The following is an 18,672-nucleotide window of genomic DNA, read 5'->3' on the forward strand; positions in this document are numbered from 1 at the left end:
AGTCGTCATGGCCGAGGCCTACATCGTCGAAGCGGTCCGCACGCCCGTCGGGCGGCGCGGGGGAGGCCTGAGCGCCGTCCACCCGGCCGACCTCGGCGCACACGTCCTGAGGGCGCTGGTCGAGCGCACGGGCGTGGACCCGGCCGCCGTCGAGGACGTCGTCCTCGGCTGCCTGGACACCGTGGGACCCCAGGCCGGGGACATCGCCCGCACCTGCTGGCTGGCGGCCGGACTCCCCGAGGAGGTACCGGGCGTCACCGTCGACCGGCAGTGCGGCTCCTCCCAGCAGGCCGTGCACTTCGCGGCCCAGGCGGTCCTGTCCGGCACCCAGGACCTGGTGGTCGCGGGCGGCGTCCAGAACATGAGCCTGATCCCCATCGCCTTCGCCTCCCGCCGCGCCGCCGAGCCCCTCGGCCTCACCGACGGACCCTTCGCCGGCAGCGAGGGCTGGCGGGCCCGGTACGGCGACCGGCCCGTCAACCAGTTCCACGGTGCCGAACTGATCGCCGCCAAGTGGGGCATCAGCCGCCGCGACCAGGAGGAGTTCGCGCTCCGTTCCCACCAACGGGCGCTGCGCGCCCTCGACGAGGGCCGCTTCGCCCGCGAGACCGTCGCCCTCGGCGAGGTCACGGCCGACGAGGGCCCCCGCCGGGACACCTCGCTGGAGAAGATGGCCGAACTCGCGCCGGTCGTCGAGGGCGGCACCATCACCGCCGCCTGCTCCTCCCAGGTCTCCGACGGCGCCGCCGCCATGCTGCTCGCCTCCGAGCGGGCGGTACGCGCACACGGTCTGACCCCACGGGCCCGCGTCCACCACCTCTCCGCGCGGGGCGAGGACCCGATCCGCATGCTGTCGGCGCCCATCCCCGCCACCACGTACGCCCTGAAGAAGACCGGCATGTCCCTCGGGGACATCGACCTCGTGGAGATCAACGAGGCCTTCGCCCCGGTCGTCCTCGCCTGGCTGAAGGAGACCGGCGCCGACCCCGAGAAGGTCAACGTCAACGGCGGCGCGATCGCCCTCGGTCACCCGCTCGGCGCCACCGGCGTGAAGCTGATGACGACACTCCTGCACGAACTGGAGCGCACGGGCGGCCGGTTCGGGCTGCAGACCATGTGCGAGGGCGGCGGCCAGGCGAACGTGACGATCATCGAACGGCTCTGACCACGCTCGCGCCGGACACCGCTCGCGGCACCGTCCGGCCGGGAACCGGCGCTCCTCAGCCCCGCTAGCCGTAGAGGCGGAGCGTGATCGGGGCGCACACCGGGGTGCGGGCGGCGGTCGCGGCGAGGGACCGGACGACCGCGCCGCCCGCGCCCGCGTCGTTCGTCAAGTCCCGGGCCGCGCTCGCGACATGACTGAGCGGGTTGACGTCGACGAAGGCCCGGAGCCAGCCGCCGCTGACGGCGCCGCCGAACAGGTGGGTGAACAGCAGGGTGAACAGGATCGGGACGACGGCCGAGTCCACGAGCTGCTTGGGATCGTGCCTGATCTGAGCCGGGCCGCGCCTGCCGAAGGCGGCGGAAGCGACGAGTGGCCCGGCGCGACGGCGTCCGCGTCCCGCGGCGAGCAGCGCGTCGATCGGGTCCTGCGCCGCGGCAGGGCGCGCGGAGAGGTCAGAGGTGCTCATGCGTTCAGGTCCTCGTGGTCGAAGGTGGCCGGACCGGCCCGACGCCCGGTCAGCGCGAGGAAGGCCTCGTCCAGGCTGGGCCGGCCGAGGGAGAGATCGGCGATGCCCCCCGCCTCGGCGAGCCGGGTCATGGCCCGCCCGACCCGTCGGCCCGGCCACGGCGGAGAGGGAGCGTCCGCCTCGGCGGGGTGACCACCGTGATTTCCCCGGCCTCGGCGCTGTTCAGGATCCCGGCCGGCCGGGCACGGGCCGCGCGGACGCTCGGTGTCTCGGTCCTACGCCGGGCGTATACCCGGGTGTGCACACCCGGGGTGCGCGGAAAGACCCTGGAGAACCGCCCCCGCTTGCGACATCAGCGCCTCGACCAGCTCCGCGCAGGACGGCAGATCCTCGATCACCCCCGCGACCTGCCCCGACGCCATCACCCCCAGATCCGTACGCCCGTCCACCATCGCCGCCTTGAGCAGCATCGGCGTGTTCGCGGCCAGCAGCACCTGGCTCCAGGTCAGGTCCCTGCCGTGTCGCATGGCGAGGCCGTCACGGACCATCCGGGGCCAGGAGAGGCCGGACACCCGCCGGAAGGCCGCCGCCCGGTGCACCGCCCGGACGAGCGCCCGCGCACGGCCGGCCCGCTCCAGGGAGCCGACGAACTCCGTGCGCAGCATGCGGTGCGGCAGTCCGTCGACGGCTCTCGTGACCGTGACGTCCCCGACGGCGGCGGCCAGATACGCCGCCTTCACCGCGGCCGGGACGGTGGAGTCGGAGGTGAGCAGAAAACGCGTCCCCATCGCGATGCCCGCCGCCCCGTAGGCCAGCGCCGCGACCAGCCCCCGCCCGTCGTGGAAACCGCCCGCCGCCACCACCGGGATGTCCACGGCGTCCACCACCTGCGGCAGCAGCACCGTCGTCGCCACCTCGCCGGTGTGTCCGCCGCCCTCGCCGCCCTGCACGATCACCGCGTCCGCGCCCCACGCGGCCACCTTCTCCGCGTGCCGCCGCGCCCCGACGGAGGGCACGACGACCACCCCCGCCTCCTTCAGTTCGGCGATCAGCTCACGGGAGGGCACGAGCGCGAACGACGCGACCCGCACGCCCTCCTCGACGATGATCCGCACCCGCTCGCCCGCGTCCCCCGCGTCGGCCCGCAGATTCACCCCGAACGGCGCGTCCGTACGGGACCTGACCTCCCGCACCGCGTCCCGCAGGTGGTCGAGGCTCATCGTCGCGGAGGCCAGGATGCCCAGCGCTCCGGCGTTCGCCGTGGCGGAGACCAGCCGGGGCCCCGCGACCCACCCCATGCCGGTCTGCACGACCGGGTGACGGACGCCGACGAGACGGGTGAACGCGGTCTCCATCAGGGCCCGGCCTCCCCGGCGCGCGGGGCCGGCCCCGCGACCTCGCGGTCCCGGGCACCGCCCGGATCGATCACCGTGCGGATCAACTCCAGCTCCAGCGGGGTCGGTTCGCGGGTGTACGGCACATCGGCGGGCACGCACAGCTCGAAGCCCGTGGCCTCCCGCACCTCCTCCACGGTGACACCCGGATGCAGTGCGGCCAGGCGCATGGAGTGGTCGGGTGTGGCGAAGTCGAGCACGCCGAGGTCGCTCACCACGCGCGGGATGCGGTGGAAACGGGTGGCGCTCGGGCCCGCGGCGGCGGCCCGGTCGTACCCCACCCCGCACACCATGTCGACCCGCTCGACGAACACCCGCCGGGAGTGCTTCGGGATCCAGTAACTGGTCGGGTTGTTCAGTGTGTTGACCGGTGCTCCGCGCACGCCGAGCAGCTGGCGGCGCGGCCGGGCCCAGTCCCCGACGCAGGAGATGTTCTGGTTGCCGAAGCGGTCGATCTGACTCGCGCCCATCATCACGTGCCGGCGTCCGCCGGTCACCGCGGTGAGGTGCCGGCGGTACGGCAGCCAGCCCTCGGGGGTGCCGTCGAGGCCGACCAGCAGGGCCTCGCCGTCGGTCATCAGCAGGTCGGGGGAGAAGGTGCGCCTGGCGAGACGGGCGCCGAGGGAAGGGATCGTGCCCATGGGACTGGCGAGCACCTCGCCGTCGCCACGCCAGGCCTCGGCGCAGGCGATCACGCAGTACTCGGCGCGGGTGACCGCGGGGACCGGGCTCATCGCCGCTCCTTGTGCCAGGTCTGCACGGCGGACTGGTACGCCTCTTCGTCACCGGCGAGGAAACGCTCGGCGAACCGGTCGTACGGGGTGGTCGCGTACAGCTTCTGGAAGGGTTCGTCGCGCGGGTGGTCGGGGTCGCAGGAGGTGAAGTGCGCGCCGTTCGGCGTCTCGACGACACCCGTCACGCTCGACCTGCTCAGCAGCAGCGTCTGCGGCGCGGCCTCCTTGTCGAGCGCGGTGGTGCCGAGACGGTCGACGAGCTGCTCGCAGGAGACGTACGCCGTGTCGGCCGCCTCGCAGAACAGGTCGTCGAAGTACGGGTCCGGGCCCAGATACTGGCCGTTGCCCGCGCGGTCCGCGCGGTTCATGTGGACCAGGGCCGCGTCCAGGCGGAGGGCGGGCATGGCGACGAACGTCTCCCCGTCCTCGTACGGGGAGGTCACGGTCCGCAGGCCGGGGTTGACCCGCATCACGTCCGAGCCGAGACCGGCGCGCACCGGCATAAAGGGGAGCCGGTTCGCGGCGGCGTGCAGGCCCCACATGAACATCGCCTCGTCGACCTCCGCCAGCTCGAAGGCGCCGCTCTCGCGCGCGGTGCGGTAGTGCGGTTCGAGCGGGATGGAGTCGAGGGTCGTGAAGGCGGTGACCAGCTTGCGGATCCGTCCGGCGGCGGCGAGCAGGCCGACGTCCGGGCCGCCGTACGACACGACCGTGAGATCGGTGATCCCCGTCCGGAGCAGCGCTCTGACCAGGGCCATCGGCTTGCGGCGCGAACCCCAGCCGCCGATGCCCAGCGTCATCCCGCTCTCGAGACGGGCGACGGCCTCGTCCGCCGACATGGTCTTGTCGCTCACTGGCCGGCCTCCCGCTTCCCGTGCTCTCCGTGTTTCCCGTGCTCCTCGGGTGCGTGGTGTGCCTCGTGTGCCTCGTGTGCCGTGGGCCGCGGGGTGCCCGCGGCCCGCGTGGCCGCCACCTCCGCCTCCGCCTCCGCCGCCGGGGCCTGTCGGCCGAACGTGTCGCGGACGCGGTCGGCCACCCCGCTGAGGTTCGCCTCGAAGGTGAAGCCCTGCTCGAAGCGGTAGCTGCGGCGGACGTCCACGGGGTCGATGCCGTTGAGAGCGGCCTTGGCGAGCCTGATCAACTCGCCGTCCTTGGCGGCTATCTCGCGGGCCAGCTCCAGGGCGGCGTCCTGGAGCTCCGCCCGCCGTACGACCTTCCACACCGAGCCGTGCGCGTGCAGCTCGGCCGCGGTCGCCGTGCGCGCGGTGTAGTACAGCGCGCGCATCAGGTGCCCCGGGACCAGACGGGCCAGGTGGGTGGCCGCGCCGAGGGCGCCGCGGTCCAGCTCGGGCAGGCCGAAGGTGGCGTCCTCGCTCGCCACGATCACGTCCGCGTTCCCCACCAGTCCGATCCCGCCGCCCAGGCAGAATCCGTGGACCGCCGCGACGACCGGCACCTCGCACTCGTAGACCGCGGCGAAGGCCTCGAAGCAGCCGCGGTTCGCCCCGACGAGCGCTTGGTGGCCCGCGGTCTCCCGGGCCTCCCGCTGCATCTCCTTGATGTCCACGCCCGCGTTGAAACCGCGCCCGGCGGCCGTCAGCACGACACACCGGATTCCGGGGTCGCGGCCCGCGGCGCGCACGGCGTCGGCGAGGTCGAACCAGCCGCGCACCGGCAGCGCGTTCACCGGCGGGAAGTCGACCGTGACGACGGAGATCCGTTTTTCCGGGGACGAGGTGGAGACACCCATGGACGCATCAGCTACCTTCCCACCAAACGTTTGTTAGGTGCAGTCTCGAAGCTAGCAGCGAATGCATCCGCGCGGGAGGCCCTGTGGACAACGTGGACGGCACGGACGGTGGCACGGACGGCGGGAGGGAGGGCGGCATGGGCGCCGGCGCGGGCAGCGGCATGGATCTCGGCGGGCGGACCGTCGTCGTCACCGGCGGGACCCGCGGGGTCGGGGCCGGGATCGCGCGGGCGTTCGTCGAGGCGGGCGCGAAAGTGCTGGTCTGCGCCCGCAGACCCCCCGAAGTGCCCGTCGAGGGGACGGAGTTCACTCCGGTCGACCTGCGCGACCCGCCCGCCGTGCACACCTTCTTCGACGCGCTGCCCCGGCTCGACGTCCTGGTCAACAACGCGGGCGGCGCCCCGTACCGCCCCCTGGCCGAGGCCGGAGCCGAGCGGCACGCGCGCGTGATCGAGCTCAACCTCGTCGCGCCGCTGACCGCGTCGCTCGCCGCGTACGCGCACCTCAGGCGGGCCGGGGGCTCGATCGTGATGATCGGCAGTGTGAGCGGGACACGCCCGTCGCCCGGTTCGGCGGCGTACGGGGCGGCCAAGGCGGGCCTGGAGAACCTGGCCCGTTCGATGGCCGTCGAGTGGGCCCCCGACATCAGGGTCAACACCCTCGTCGTCGGTATGGTCCGCACCGAGCTGTCCCACCTCCACTACGGCGGCCGGCACGGCGTCGCCGCCGTCTCCCGGACCGTCCCGCTCGGCCGTCTCGCCGACCCGTCCGACGTCGGCGAGGCCGCCGTCTTCCTCGCCTCGGACGCCGCGGCCTACATCAGCGGGGCCTCGCTCCTCGTCCACGGGGGAGGGGAGCGGCCCGTTTTCCTCGACTCCGCGACCGTCAACAGGGCCGATCCGACCTGCCAGGAGGACTGAGATGAGCGGACCGCTGTTGTGCCGGGAACGGGTCGTGATCGTCACCGGCGCGGGGCGCGGCCTCGGCCGGGCGCACGCGCTCGCGTACGCCGCCGAGGGCGCGCGGATCGTCGTGAACGACCTCGGGGTCGGGCTGGACGGCTCCCCGGGTGGAGACGGCCCGGCCGCACGGGTCGTGGCGGAGATCCGCGCGGCGGGCGGCGAAGCGGTTGCCCACGGGGGCGACGTCGCCACCACCGAGGGTGCCGCGTCCCTGGTGCGCACCGCCCTGGACACGTACGGACGCCTCGACACCCTCGTCAACAACGCGGGTTTCCTGCGCGACCGGATGCTCGTCAACCTCGACGAGGAGGACTGGGACGCCGTCCTGCGCGTCCACCTCAAGGGCCACTTCCTGCCGCTGAAGCACGCGGCGGCGCACTGGCGGGCGGAGGCGAAGGCGGGGCGGACGCCGCGGGCCCGGATCGTCAACACGAGCAGCGGGGCCGGGCTGCTGGGCTCGCTCGGGCAGGGCAACTACAGCGCCGCCAAGGCCGGGATCATCGGGCTGACCCTGGTCGCCGCCGCCGAGTTGGGGCGCTACGGCGTCCAGGTCAACGCGATCGCGCCCGCGGCCCGCACCCGGATGACCGAACGTGCCTTCGCCCAGGAGATGGCGGCACCAAACGCCGGCTCCTTCGACGCGATGGCGCCCGAGAACGTGTCGCCGCTGGTCGTGTGGCTGGGGGCGGACGCGAGCGCCGGCGTCACCGGACGCGTCTTCGAGACCGAGGGGGGCCGCATCACCGTCATGGAGGGCTGGCGGCCGGGACCGGGCGCGGACAGCGGAGCCCGCCGGAGCCCCTCCGAGGCCGGTGACACGGCCATGAAACTCCTGGCGCGCGCGGAGGAACCCGGCGCGGTGTACGGAGCGGGCGGCGCGGCGGGGGAGCGGGCGGGAGGCCGCTGACGGACCCGTCACGCCGTTTCGCGCGGGCCGCGTTCGCCGGCCTGCGCGTACGCCGGCCTGCGCGTACGCCGGTCTCAACCCCTGGGTGGAGGCCGGAAACCAACCCGTCCTCAACCCGGTGGTTGAGGACGCGCGGCGCCGCGAACGGCAGTCTCGAAGACATGACGACGACCGACTACATCATCTCCGCGGCTCTCATCCTTCTCGTGATCCCGCAGATCCGCGGCACCCGCCAGACCCTGCTCCACACGCTGTTGCCGCTGGCCGCCGTCGCCTCCGCGGCCGCGTACTACCTCAAGTCCTTCCCGACCCAGGGGCACGACATCCGCCTCGACGCCGTCACCGTCGCCGCGGGCGCGGCTCTGGGCGTGGGCTGTGGTGCGGCCACCCGGCTCGGCCGGGCGGCCGACGGGGTCGCGATCGCCAGGGCCGGGGCGGTCGCCGCGGTCCTGTGGATCGCCGGCATGGCCGCCCGCGCCGGATTCGAGTTCTGGGCGACCCACGGCGGTGCGGGCAGCCTCGCGCGGTTCAGCCGCGACAACCTGATCACCGGGGCCGACGCCTGGACCGCCGCACTGCTGCTGATGGCCCTGGCCCAGGTCGTGTGCCGGCTCGCCGTGGTGCGCGTCAGAGCGCGTCGGATCACCGCCACCGGAGCGATACCGGTCGGGGCCTGAGCCCGCCGTCCCGCCACGCGCGAGGACCGGCGGTTCGTGCCCCAGGGTCAGTTCGTGCGCGGGGACGGGCTGTTCGTGCGCGGAGCCCGGTCGTGCCCGGCTGCCGCAAGGCGCGCGGAACCCTGGTCGGGTTTCCCCGGCCGGATCTCCCCGCCGGCCGTCCTGCCCGCCCATGCGTTCTGCCTGTCGGTCGGTCAGCTCTCCCCGGGCAGCACCGTCAGCGCGTGTGCCGCCCGTGCGCGGACCTCGGCGTCGTGGTCCTCGGCCAGGGCGCGCAGTCGTTCGATGCCCTCGGGATGGCCGGCCGGCAGCAGTCCGGCCAGTGCGTCGGCGACCGCCGCGCGCACCGCGGCCTCCGGGTGCTCCGCGTGGCGCAGGACTTCGGGGAGCGCGGCCGGGTCCGCGCGGCGGCCCAGGGCGACGACAGCGGCTCGCGCGACCACGGGATGCGCGGTCTCGCGGGCGAGTTCGCGCAGCACCTGCCGGCCCCGAGGGGTGCGTGAGCGGCCCAGCACGTCCGCCCCGAAGGCCTGCCGGAGCGGTTCGGCGCCGCGGCACCACAGCACCGCCGCACGGAAGGTGTCCTCGTCACCGCGCAGGCCGAGAGCCGTCGCCGCCTCGGTCCAGTCGTCGTCGGCGGGGTCGGCGCGGCGCAGGGCGCGGGCGGCGAGTTCGGGGGCAGGGGCGGCGATACCGAGGGACGACTCCAGGAGGGTGGCGATGGCGGCGTGACCGGTCTGCTGGTCGTTGCCGGACACCGGGCGCCCGGCGGGGTCGAGGAGTTGGACCTCGACGGTGACGCCACCGTCCTCCGGGTAGCGGTGGACGGCCGACGGATGGCCGGGACCGTAGGTCTGCTCCAGGCCCGCGCGCAGCGCGGCCTCCACGTCGACGGTCAGCCAGCGGTGCGCCTCGGCGAGCGCCGCGGAGCGCTCCCGCGCTCCCTGCCGGAGAAGGGCGCGGACACAGCCGGGAGAGCCGCGGCGGGCCGCCGTCACGATCGGGGGCTCACCCGTCGGTCCCGGGCGGTCGGGGTCCGCGCCGGCCGCGAGCAGTTCCGTCACCACCGCGGCCCGGCCCTGCCGCACCGCCCAGGTCAGCGCCGTGAATCCGAACCCCTCCACGCGGTCGGGACTCGCGCCGGCCGCCAACAGGGCCCGTACGACCTCCGTGTGGCCGCCGCAGGCCGCCCCGCACAGCGGTGCGTCCGTGCCCTGGCTGAGCCGGTCCGGGTCGGCGCCCGCGGCCAGCAACAGCCGTACGACGTCCGGCCGGTCGCTGACCGCGGCCAGATACAGGGCCGTCCCGCCCTCCGCGTCCGCCGACTCCGGGCTCGCGCCGGAGCGCAGCAGCCGCACCACCGCGTCCTTGTCACCCTCGTACACAGCGGTGAGGAGGCGCGCCGCGGGGTCGTTCGTGCTCATCCTTCGACCCTCGCTCGTGAAGGACGCGCGAGGCAAAGCCTTTTGGGGTGTTCTGACTCACCTCGCGGATCCGGCCGACCCCTTGCGCCGCGGCACCCCCCTACGTGTCGCACTCCAGCACCGTCCCGCACAGCGTGCAGCGCGCCCGCACCCGGCCTTGTACGGGCACCCTGATCCGCTGGTGACAGGTCGGACAGGGGAAGGAGACGCGCAGCGGGCCGCGGCCGTCCGGGGTGAACACGTAGGGGACGCCGGGGTGCGGGCCGGGGGCGGGGTGGTCCTGGGCGTGGCGCCGGTCCTTCGCGTAGCGGCGGCGGCCCGCCCAGCCGGCCGCGGTCAGCGGGGGCTGCTGCTCGTCGCCGCGGGCCTTCGCCATGCCCTTCGTGTACGCGGTGTAGGCCTGCGGACTGGTGAACCAGATGGAGGGGTCCTCGCCGAAGACCAGGGCGCGCTTGGCGAGGACGTAGCCGAACTCCTCGGGGGTGAGATAGCCGAGCTTCTGCGAGGAGGCCGCGTCCTCGCGGTAGGCGTCCAGCAGCAGCCAGCCCGCGCCGAGGTACGTCGCGGCGGTGTCCGTCAAGATCTCGTTGTCGCGGGTGCCGGGGAAGGAGAGGTCGAGGCGGTGGAGATAGACATGCATCACCTCATGGGCGAGCGCGGCGCCGATGTCCCTGCGATGGGTGCGGAAGCGGTCGTTGAGTTCGACGAAGTACTCGGGTCCCGCCGTGAGTTCTACGTTCGCCGCGTGGGTCATCTCACGGAAGCCGATGATCATCCGGGCGTCCGGCAGGTGGTAGTGGCGCACCATCTCGCGGGCCACCCGCTGCGCCCCCAGGTACAGGTCGTCGGTGTCGCCGAAGGCCACGTCGACGGGGGCCACGCTGGTCGCGAAGGTGTGGACGGTGTCGTACGAGAGCCGTCTGTAGAGCGCGGTGATCGAGGCCCGCACCGTGTCCAGGTGCGGGTAGCCGTGTTCGACCGGTCCGCCGTTCGCCACGTCCGCACCCCCTGAAGGCGCCGCCATCCGCACTCCACTCTAAGCCGGGTTCCACCGAGCGGCCGGACGAGTGCGTGCGGTCGCGGGGGTGCGACGGCGTGCGCCGGGGAGCGGCTGGCCGAAACGCGGTCCTTGCCGGGGGCGCGCCGGCGTCTCAATAATGCGCAAAGGATTGGCGAGTACATGCCATTTCGTCGGCTTGTCGTGCTGCGCGTCGTGCCGTTCACCGCACGGCTCCCGCTGCCTCGGCAGACCGCAGGACGCGATGTTCGTGCCGCCGCCAGTCCTCGACCCCCCACGAGAGGAAGCACGTTGAAGTCTCCGAAGAAGTTCACCGGCCTCAGAAGACTCCTCGCCCTCGGCGCGGTCGCCCTCGCCGCCGTCTCGCTCCAGCCCGTCTCCGCGCAGGCCGCCCCCGCGCCCGTCGTCGGCGGAACCCGCGCCGCGCAGGGCGAGTTCCCCTTCATGGTCCGGCTCTCCATGGGCTGCGGCGGCGCGCTCTACACCAAGCAGATCGTGCTGACCGCCGCGCACTGTGTGAACGGCTCCGGCACCAACACCTCCATCACCGCCACCGCCGGCGTCGTCGACCTGCAGAGCACCAGCGCCGTCAAGGTCAAGTCGACGAAGGTGCTCCAGGCGCCCGGCTACAACGGCAAGGGCAAGGACTGGGCCCTCATCAAGCTCGCCACGCCCATCGAGCAGCCCACCCTGAAGATCGCCACCACCACCGCCTACAACAACGGGAACTTCACCATCGCCGGCTGGGGTGCCACCCGCGAGGGCGGCGCCCAGCAGCGCTACCTCCTCAAGGCCACCGTCCCCTTCGTCAGCGACGCCGCCTGCCAGCAGGCCTACGGCAGCGACCTGGTGCCCGGTGACGAGATCTGCGCCGGGTTCGTCCAGCAGGGCGGGGTCGACACCTGCCAGGGCGACTCCGGCGGACCGATGTTCCGCAAGGACGACTCCGGCGCGTTCGTCCAGGTCGGGATCGTCAGCTGGGGCCAGGGCTGCGCCGAGCCCGGATACCCCGGCGTCTACAGCGAGGTCTCGACCTTCGCGGCTGCCATAGCCAGAGCGGCGTCCACCCTGTAGGGGACCGGTCGCCGTCCTGACACGGCGCGGGCGTCCGCGACCCGCTCACGGATACCCGCGCCGTGCTCACGGATACCCGCGCCGTGCTCACGGATACCCGCGCCGTGCTCCCGGACGCCGGCACCGCATCGCAGACCTCCCCGGCGCCCCCCGGACGCCGACCCCACCACTCACGCACAGACGTTCATGCCGACTCCCGGGACGCCCGCACCCCGCTCGCGGGAGAAGCGTCATGTGCCCCGGCCGGAGCCGGACCGCGCAGAACCGGCGGCACCGGCCCGGCGGACTCCCCGCCCGACTCCTGCAACTCCAGGACCCACACCTCGTTGGCCCCCTCGCGCAGCACCGGCCCGGGCACGTACAGCGACCGCTGCGGGCCCGCCGACCAGTAGCGGCCGAGATTGAACCCGTTGATCCACACGAACCCCCGCGTCCAGCCCGGAAGATCGAGAAAGGCGTCCCCGGCGCCACGCACCTCCACCGTGCCGCGGTACAGACCACGGGTACCCTCCGCGGGCAGCCCCGCGAACGGCACCGCGCCGACGCCGTCGTCGAACGCGTCGAGACGCAGTCCCCGAGCCCGCACCCCGTGCAGATACTGCCGCTCGTGCAGCACACCCCCGGTGATGCCCTTCGGTTCGCCCGAACGCGGCCCGTAGTTGACCCGGCCCAGCGACTCCACCCAGATCTCCACCCGCGCGTGCCCCGCGACGGGCTCCTCGAGCCGCGAGTCTTCCTCGGTCAGCACCCCGGCCACCGCTCCGTCGACGTACACCACCGCCAGGTCCCGCAGCCCGCGCAGCAGCAGCGGATACGGCCCCCGCGGCCCCGGCACGGTCAGCTCGTACCTGACCAGGCCCCGGTCCACGTCCAGTTCCTCGAAGGCCGGAGGCACGGCGTACTCGCCCTCCGGACCGCCCAGCGCCTCCAGCACGCCGTCCGGCGGAGCCCACTCCCGCAGGTCGACGACCGCGGACGCGCCCAGCGCCGCCGGGGCGGGCGGCACATCCGGCAGCGGACCCTGCGCGTACCCGGCCAGGATCTCCCGGAAGCGCCAGAACTTCTCCGTGGGCCGCCCCAGTTCGTCGAGGGGAGCGTCGTAGTCGTACGACGTGACATCCGGCTCCAGCGGGCCCTCGTGGAGCGCTCCACCGGCCCGGTTCGCACCCGCCCAGCCCGCGAAGTTCGTCCCCCCGTGCGCCATGTACAGATTGACCGACGCCCCGCACTCCAGGATCTCGCGCAGCGCGTCCGCCGCGTCCCCCGGATCCCGTACGACGTGTTCACCGCCCCAGTGGTCGAACCAGCCGCACCAGAACTCCATGCACATCAGCGGGCCCCCGGGCCGGTGCCGGCGCAGCACCTCGAACGCCTCACGCGCGCGGGAACCGAAATTGACCGTCGCGAGGACACCGGGAACCGAGCCGCCACTGAGCATGTGGTCCTCGGGACCGTCCGAGGTGAACAGCGGGACGCTCACCCCCTCGGCCCGCAGCACGTCGGCCAGCCGCCGCAGATACACCTGGTCGGATCCGTAACTGCCGTACTCGTTCTCGACCTGCACCATCAGCACGGGGCCACCCCGGTCGATCTGCCGGGGCACGATCTCGCGCAGCAGCAGGTGGAACCAGCGCTCCACGTCCCGCAGGTACTCCTCGTCCCTGGTGCGCTGCCGTCCCGTCAGCCAGTGCGGAAGCCCGCCGTTCTCCCACTCCGCACAGATGTAGGGTCCGGGCCGCACGATCGCCCACAGGCCCGCCTCCCGCGCCGCGTCCAGGAACCGGCCCAGCGCCCGCACATCGCGGTACACGCCCGGCCGCGGCTCGTGCAGATTCCACGGGACGTACGTCTCGACGCAGTTGAGCCCCATCGCCCGCAGCATCCCGAGCCGGTGCCCCCACTGCTCCTCACGCACCCGGAAGTAGTGCAGCGCGCCGGACAGCAGCCGCACCGGCCGCCCGTCCAGCAGAAAATCCGTGTCCCCCACCGTGAACTCGCTCATGGGCCCACCCTCACCCCCTGGCGGCGACCCCGTCCATGGACAAAGATCACCTCTGGTTGGACCGAAGTCGGACCGAAGCCGGACCGAAGTCGGACCGAAGTCGGACCGAACAACGACACCGGCCGCACCGGCGGGAGGACAGCGGATGCACCACACCTGGATGCGGTATTTCACCCCCGCCCCCGTCCACCACCGACTCGGCCTCACCTGCCTCGGCGTCGGCCTCCAGCACGGCGAACTGCCCGCCGTCGGGCCACGCACCCTCGACCACCACGTCGCCGTCGTCGTCAGCGCGGGCGACGGCTGGCTCCAGGACCCCGACGGACACCGCCACACCGTCACCGCGCCCGCCCTTCTCTGGCTCACCCCCGGCGTACCCCACCACTACGGTCCCGACCCCAGCTGGGACGAGTGCTTCGTCGACTTCACCGGCCCCGCGACCACCGCCTACACCGAACTCGGCTACATCGAACCGGACCGCCCCGTCGTCCCCCTCTCCGACACGGCCGGAGCCCGCGCCACCGTCGCCCGCATCGCCCGCGCCGCCCGCAGCGGCAACCCCCTCCTGGAGGTCGAGACCGGCGCCGCCGTCCACGAACTCCTCGTCACGCTGCGCCGCGCCCGCGCCGACCTCGCCCCCGACGACGACCCCGTACTGCACGCCCTCGCCCGGGACGCCTTCCAGCCACTGACCGTCGCCGAACACGCGGCCCGACACGGCATGACCCCCGCCGAACTGCGCGGCGCAGTCCGCCGCGCCGGCGGCCGCGGCCCCAAGGACCACCTCCTCGCCATCCGCCTGGGCCGCGCCAAGGAACTCCTCGCCGCCACCGAACTCCCCGTCGCCGCCGTGGCCAGACGCGTCGGTTACGACGACCCCGCCTACTTCTCCCGCCTGTTCACCCGTCGTGTCGGCATGACTCCCGTCCGCTTCCGCGCACAACAGAGCCGCACCCCGCCCGGCGTCCGCGACGACCGCGCCCCCGACCCCCACGATCCGCCCACGACCGAGCATCCGCGTCCCACGTAGGCTGGTCGACCATGACCACCAGCAACACCGGCGACGCGACCGACCCCACCGGCAACGCGACCGACGACAGCGCCGACGCGACCGACAACCCCGGCAAGGCGACCGGCACCCCCGGCACGGACGCCGACGCGACGGTACGCGCCGAACTCGCCCGGCTGCGCGACAGCATCGACAACATCGACGCCGCCGTCGTCCACATGCTCGCCGAGCGCTTCAAATGCACCCAGCAGGTCGGCCACCTCAAAGCAGCCCACCAGCTGCCGCCCGCCGACCCCTCCCGCGAGGCCCAGCAGATCGCCCGGCTGCGCCGGCTCGCCGAGAACGCCAAGCTGGATCCGGCCTTCGCGGAAAAGTTGCTGAATTTCATCATCGCCGAGGTCATCCGCCACCACGAGAGCATCGCGGACGGCGCGGGACAGGCCACCGGGACCACGGGGGAGTGACACCGGGTGCCCCCAGCGGGCATCCTGCGCGAAGCACTCCTGTCAGGTGTCAGGCCAAGGGCACATGCCGCCCGTCCATGCACGCCCGGGCCGGCCGGTGCCCGAGCGAGGGGACGTATCGGGCCATGCCGTCGGATGCCAGGATCCTCATCGTCGACGACCACGAGGACACGCTGTACGCGCTGGAGAACGCCCTGGCCCCCCTGGGCCACCCCGTGACACGCGCGACCAGCGGCGACAACGCCCTCAAGGAACTCCTGCGCGGCCGGATCGGACTGCTCCTCCTCGACGTACGCATGCCCGGCGTCAGCGGCCTCGACGTCGTGCGCTACATGCGGCGCCTGGAGCAGACCCAGCACATCCCCGTCATCCTCCTCACCGGCTTCGGCCCGGACACCGAACTGTCCGCCACCGCCTACGCACTCGGCGTCGCCGACCTCGTCATGAAACCCGTCGACCCCTGGACCCTGCGCACCAAGGTCCGCTACCTCTACGACACCCACCGCCGCCACCAGGCCCTGGAACACGAACTGCGCGAACTGCGCGCCGAGGTCGACGCCGCCCACCACGCACCGGAACAGGGCCGCACCCCCTGACCGGACCGGAGACCGACCGGACATACGCCACATGACGGGTCACCCCTGTGCCCTGTCGGAGCCATCAGGCAGCATGTCCCCATGTCCGTACTGACGCGCGACGAAGCGCAGACCCGTGCCAAGCTCCTCGACGTCCACCACTACGGGATCGAACTCGACCTGACCCGCGGGGACGAGACCTTCGACTCCCGGACCGTCATCCGGTTCACCGCCCGCGCCGACGCGGACACCTTCGTCGAGCTGAAGCCCGCCGAGCTGCGCTCCGTCACCCTCGACGGGCAGCCCCTCGACCCCGCAACCCTCGACGGGAACAGGCTGCCCCTCAAAGGCCTGACCGAGGGCGAACACGAACTGCGCCTCGACACCGTCATGCACTACTCCCGCACCGGCGAAGGCATGCACCGCTTCACCGACCCCACCGACGGCGAGACCTACCTCTACACCCAGCTCTTCATGGAAGACGTCCAGCGCGTCTTCGCCGCCTTCGACCAACCCGACCTGAAGGCCGTCTTCGACCTCTCCGTCACCGCACCCGACGGCTGGACCGTCCTCGCCAACGGCATCACCGAACACCTCGGAGAGGGCCACTGGAAGGCCGCCCCCACCCCACCGATCTCCACCTACCTCGTCGCCGTCGCCGCAGGCCCCTGGCACTCCGTCCGCACCGAGCACCGCGGCCTCCCCTTCGGCATCCACTGCCGCCGCTCGCTCGCCCCCTACCTCGACACCGACGCCGACGAGATCCTCGACGTCACCCGCGCCTGCTTCGACCGCTACCACGAGAAGTTCGACGAGCCCTACCCCTTCGACTCCTACGACCAGGCGTTCGTCCCCGAATTCAACGCCGGCGCCATGGAGAACCCCGGCCTCGTCACCTTCCGCGACGAGTTCGTCTACCGCTCCGCCGTCACCGACACCGAACGCCAGACCCGCGCCATGGTCATCGCCCACGAAATGGCCCACATGTGGTTCGGCGACCTCGTCACCCTGCGCTGGTGGGACGACATCTGGCTCAACGAGTCCTTCGCCGAGTACATGGGCTACCAGACCCTCACCGAAGCCACCCGCTTCACCGACACCTGGACCGACTTCGGCGTCACCCGCAAACCCTGGGGCTACGACGCCGACCAGCGCCCCTCCACCCACCCCGTAGCCCCCGACCCGGACGCCGTCCCCGACACCGCGTCCGCCATGCTCAACTTCGACGGCATCTCCTACGCCAAGGGCGCCTCCGCCCTGCGCCAACTCGTCACCTGGCTCGGCGAGAAGGACTTCCTGGCCGGCATCAACACCCACTTCACCCGCCACAAGTTCGCCAACGCCACCCTCGCCGACTTCATCGACTCCCTCGCCGCCGCCACCGAACGCGACGTCCACGCCTGGGCCGCCGCCTGGCTGCGCACCACCGGCGTCGACCTCCTGCGCCCCGCGCTCACCGAGACCGAGGGCACCTGGCACCTCACCGTCGAACACCACGGCAGCCGCCCGCACCGCATCGCCGTCGGCGCCTACGACACCGTCCCCGGCGAGGACAGGCGACTCCTCCCCCGGGACCGCTTCGAGACCGACGTACCCCAGGACGCCCCCGTCGAACTCGGCCCCGGCCGCCGCCCCGCCCTGATCCTCCTCAACGACGGCGACCTCACCTACGCCAAGATCCGCTTCGACACCGACTCCTTCCAGACCGTCAGCGCCGCCCTGTCCGGCCTCCCCGAACCCCTCACCCGCGCCGTCGTCTGGAACGCCCTGCGCGACGCCGTCCGCGACGGGGAACTGCCCGCCATGGCCTACGTGGACGCCGCCCGCACCCACCTCCCGCACGAGACCGACCTCGCCCTCGTCCAGGGCGTCCTGACGTTCGCCGCCACCCACGTCGCCGACCGCCTGCTGCCCGCCGAGGACCGCCCGACCGCCCTCGCCACCCTCACCGACCTCTGCCGCGACCTCCTGCGCCGTACCGAGGACGGCGACAACCCGGGGCTGCGCCTCACCGCCGTACGCCACTTCATCGCCGTCGCCGCGCACCCCGACACCATCAGCGCCTGGTTCTCCGAGGGCACCGTCCCCGGCGGCCCCGAACTCGACCCCGAACTGCGCTGGCGCGTCCTCGGCCGCCTCGCCGTCCTCGGCGCCATCGACGACGCCGTCATCGAGGCCGAACTCGTCCAGGACCCCAGCGCCACCGGCCAGGAAGGCGCCGCCCGCTGCCGCGCCGCACTGCCCGACCCAGAGGCCAAACGACGCGCCTGGGAGGAGATGTTCGCCTCCGACCATCTCTCCAACTACCTGTTCACCGCGACCGCCCAGGGCTTCTGGCAGCCCGAACAGACCGACCTCGTACGGGAGTACGTCGAGCGCTACTGGCCCGACGCCGTGGCCCTCGCCGCCCGCCGCGGCCCCGCCATCGCCGAAGCCGCCGGCCGCTACGCCTTCCCCGCCCACGCCGTCACCCCCGAGACCCTCACCCTCGGCGAGGCCTGCCTGCGCGACGCCGCCCCCATCCCCGCGCTGCGCCGCAAGCTCGTGGACCAACTCGACGACCTGGCAAGGGCACTGAAGGTACGGGAGGCGAGCCGGGACTAGATCCAACGGGGCGGGGATCCACCGGGGCCCGGGTTCCATCGGAGCCCGGGTTCCACTGACCCCAGGTCCCACTGGCCCGGGGTCTCACCGGCCCAGGGTTCCACCGGCCCTGGAGGCACCGGCCGTGGAACCAGCAGAGCCGGATCCAGCTGGCCGCCCAGCAGGGCCAGGTCCCGCAGGGCCGGCTCCAGCCGGGGAGGACCCGCTCGTCCCCTCAGGCCACACGGCAGGTCGATCGTCCCTCGCGAAACACGGCAGGGACGATCGACCTCACCTCGCCGCCCCCGGCACCGCACTCCCCGCCCCGGCACTCCCGGCACGCGCTCGCCGACCGCGGCGACTTCCCGGCGACGGCATCGGCCCGACACTCACGGCGCGGCACCGCCCGGCGCGGCCCCCCCGACACTCCACGGCCCGGTACCACCCGGCAAGGCACGGCACGGCAAG

The 18,672-nt window shown here is 73.1% G+C and carries 18 protein-coding genes; 9 read left to right on the top strand and 9 right to left on the bottom strand.

Annotation, left to right across the window (positions count from 1 at the left end; all coding sequences use genetic code 11):
- Window positions 1-7: 7 nt before the first annotated feature.
- Window positions 8-1,165 (top strand): acetyl-CoA C-acetyltransferase, encoded by a 1,158-nt coding sequence (locus OG199_RS30515; RefSeq protein WP_401798600.1) that lies wholly within the window; start codon window positions 8-10, stop codon window positions 1,163-1,165.
- Between the two features lie 64 nt (window positions 1,166-1,229).
- On the opposite strand, the gene OG199_RS30520 is transcribed toward OG199_RS30515, so the two are convergent.
- The 6 genes from OG199_RS30520 to OG199_RS30545 all read right to left on the bottom strand — a co-directional run bounded on the left by OG199_RS30520 (window position 1,230) and on the right by OG199_RS30545 (window position 5,509).
- Window positions 1,230-1,631, bottom strand: a complete 402-nt coding sequence (locus OG199_RS30520; RefSeq protein WP_405832165.1) for a hypothetical protein — start codon at window positions 1,629-1,631, stop codon at window positions 1,230-1,232.
- The gene (locus OG199_RS30525; RefSeq protein WP_405832166.1) at window positions 1,628-1,762 is read right to left on the bottom strand and encodes a hypothetical protein; all 135 of its coding nucleotides are present in this window, start codon (window positions 1,760-1,762) and stop codon (window positions 1,628-1,630) included. The genes OG199_RS30520 and OG199_RS30525 overlap by 4 nt, the downstream gene beginning before the upstream one ends.
- 144 nt (window positions 1,763-1,906) lie before the next feature.
- Window positions 1,907-2,986, bottom strand: coding sequence for an NAD(P)H-dependent flavin oxidoreductase (locus OG199_RS30530; RefSeq protein ID WP_405832168.1), 1,080 nt, complete (start codon window positions 2,984-2,986; stop codon window positions 1,907-1,909).
- Window positions 2,986-3,759 (bottom strand): CoA-transferase subunit beta, encoded by a 774-nt coding sequence (locus OG199_RS30535; RefSeq protein WP_401798594.1) that lies wholly within the window; start codon window positions 3,757-3,759, stop codon window positions 2,986-2,988. Before OG199_RS30535 ends, OG199_RS30530 begins: the two co-directional genes overlap by 1 nt.
- Complete coding sequence (locus OG199_RS30540; protein ID WP_405832170.1) at window positions 3,756-4,613, bottom strand: CoA transferase subunit A; 858 nt, start codon at window positions 4,611-4,613, stop codon at window positions 3,756-3,758. The genes OG199_RS30535 and OG199_RS30540 overlap by 4 nt, the downstream gene beginning before the upstream one ends.
- On the bottom strand, window positions 4,610-5,509 hold the full coding sequence (locus OG199_RS30545) for an enoyl-CoA hydratase family protein (RefSeq protein ID WP_405832172.1): 900 nt from the start codon (window positions 5,507-5,509) through the stop codon (window positions 4,610-4,612). Before OG199_RS30545 ends, OG199_RS30540 begins: the two co-directional genes overlap by 4 nt.
- Window positions 5,510-5,670: 161 nt before the next feature.
- Here OG199_RS30545 and OG199_RS30550 point away from each other — a divergent pair, with 161 nt between their 5' ends.
- The 3 genes from OG199_RS30550 to OG199_RS30560 all read left to right on the top strand — a co-directional run bounded on the left by OG199_RS30550 (window position 5,671) and on the right by OG199_RS30560 (window position 8,055).
- On the top strand, window positions 5,671-6,429 hold the full coding sequence (locus tag OG199_RS30550) for an SDR family oxidoreductase (RefSeq protein WP_405834721.1): 759 nt from the start codon (window positions 5,671-5,673) through the stop codon (window positions 6,427-6,429).
- 1 nt (window position 6,430) lies between these two features.
- Window positions 6,431-7,378 carry an SDR family oxidoreductase gene (locus OG199_RS30555; RefSeq protein ID WP_405832174.1) on the top strand — a complete coding sequence of 316 codons (948 nt, stop codon included), beginning with the start codon at window positions 6,431-6,433 and terminating at the stop codon, window positions 7,376-7,378.
- Between the two features lie 161 nt (window positions 7,379-7,539).
- Complete coding sequence (locus tag OG199_RS30560; RefSeq protein WP_405832176.1) at window positions 7,540-8,055, top strand: hypothetical protein; 516 nt, start codon at window positions 7,540-7,542, stop codon at window positions 8,053-8,055.
- 194 nt (window positions 8,056-8,249) lie between these two features.
- On the opposite strand, the gene OG199_RS30565 is transcribed toward OG199_RS30560, so the two are convergent.
- Entirely contained in the window at window positions 8,250-9,479 is a 1,230-nt protein-coding gene (locus OG199_RS30565; protein WP_405832177.1) for an ankyrin repeat domain-containing protein, read from the bottom strand.
- Between the two features lie 100 nt (window positions 9,480-9,579).
- The gene (locus tag OG199_RS30570; protein WP_356803304.1) at window positions 9,580-10,476 is read right to left on the bottom strand and encodes a hypothetical protein; all 897 of its coding nucleotides are present in this window, start codon (window positions 10,474-10,476) and stop codon (window positions 9,580-9,582) included.
- 312 nt (window positions 10,477-10,788) lie between these two features.
- Between OG199_RS30570 and OG199_RS30575 the strand changes: the two genes are divergently transcribed.
- A complete protein-coding gene (locus OG199_RS30575) occupies window positions 10,789-11,571 on the top strand; it encodes a trypsin-like serine protease (protein ID WP_266698448.1) in 783 nt (260 codons plus the stop codon).
- Window positions 11,572-11,755: 184 nt separating this feature from the next.
- On the opposite strand, the gene OG199_RS30580 is transcribed toward OG199_RS30575, so the two are convergent.
- Complete coding sequence (locus OG199_RS30580; protein WP_405832179.1) at window positions 11,756-13,573, bottom strand: glycoside hydrolase family 35 protein; 1,818 nt, start codon at window positions 13,571-13,573, stop codon at window positions 11,756-11,758.
- Between the two features lie 145 nt (window positions 13,574-13,718).
- On the opposite strand from OG199_RS30580, the gene OG199_RS30585 reads away from it, so the two are divergent.
- The 4 genes from OG199_RS30585 (at window position 13,719) to pepN (ending at window position 18,225) form a co-directional block, all read left to right on the top strand.
- On the top strand, window positions 13,719-14,603 hold the full coding sequence (locus OG199_RS30585; RefSeq protein WP_405832180.1) for an AraC family transcriptional regulator: 885 nt from the start codon (window positions 13,719-13,721) through the stop codon (window positions 14,601-14,603).
- A gap of 11 nt (window positions 14,604-14,614) precedes the next feature.
- Complete coding sequence (locus OG199_RS30590) at window positions 14,615-15,046, top strand: chorismate mutase (RefSeq protein ID WP_356803265.1); 432 nt, start codon at window positions 14,615-14,617, stop codon at window positions 15,044-15,046.
- A gap of 125 nt (window positions 15,047-15,171) precedes the next feature.
- Complete coding sequence (locus OG199_RS30595; protein WP_401798578.1) at window positions 15,172-15,642, top strand: two-component system response regulator; 471 nt, start codon at window positions 15,172-15,174, stop codon at window positions 15,640-15,642.
- Between the two features lie 81 nt (window positions 15,643-15,723).
- Entirely contained in the window at window positions 15,724-18,225 is a 2,502-nt protein-coding gene (pepN, locus tag OG199_RS30600) for an aminopeptidase N (protein WP_405832183.1), read from the top strand.
- The last annotated feature ends 447 nt before the right edge of the window (window positions 18,226-18,672 follow it).

This window comes from Streptomyces sp. NBC_01176 (assembly GCF_045039825.1).
In the GTDB taxonomy this organism is placed as follows: domain Bacteria; phylum Actinomycetota; class Actinomycetes; order Streptomycetales; family Streptomycetaceae; genus Streptomyces.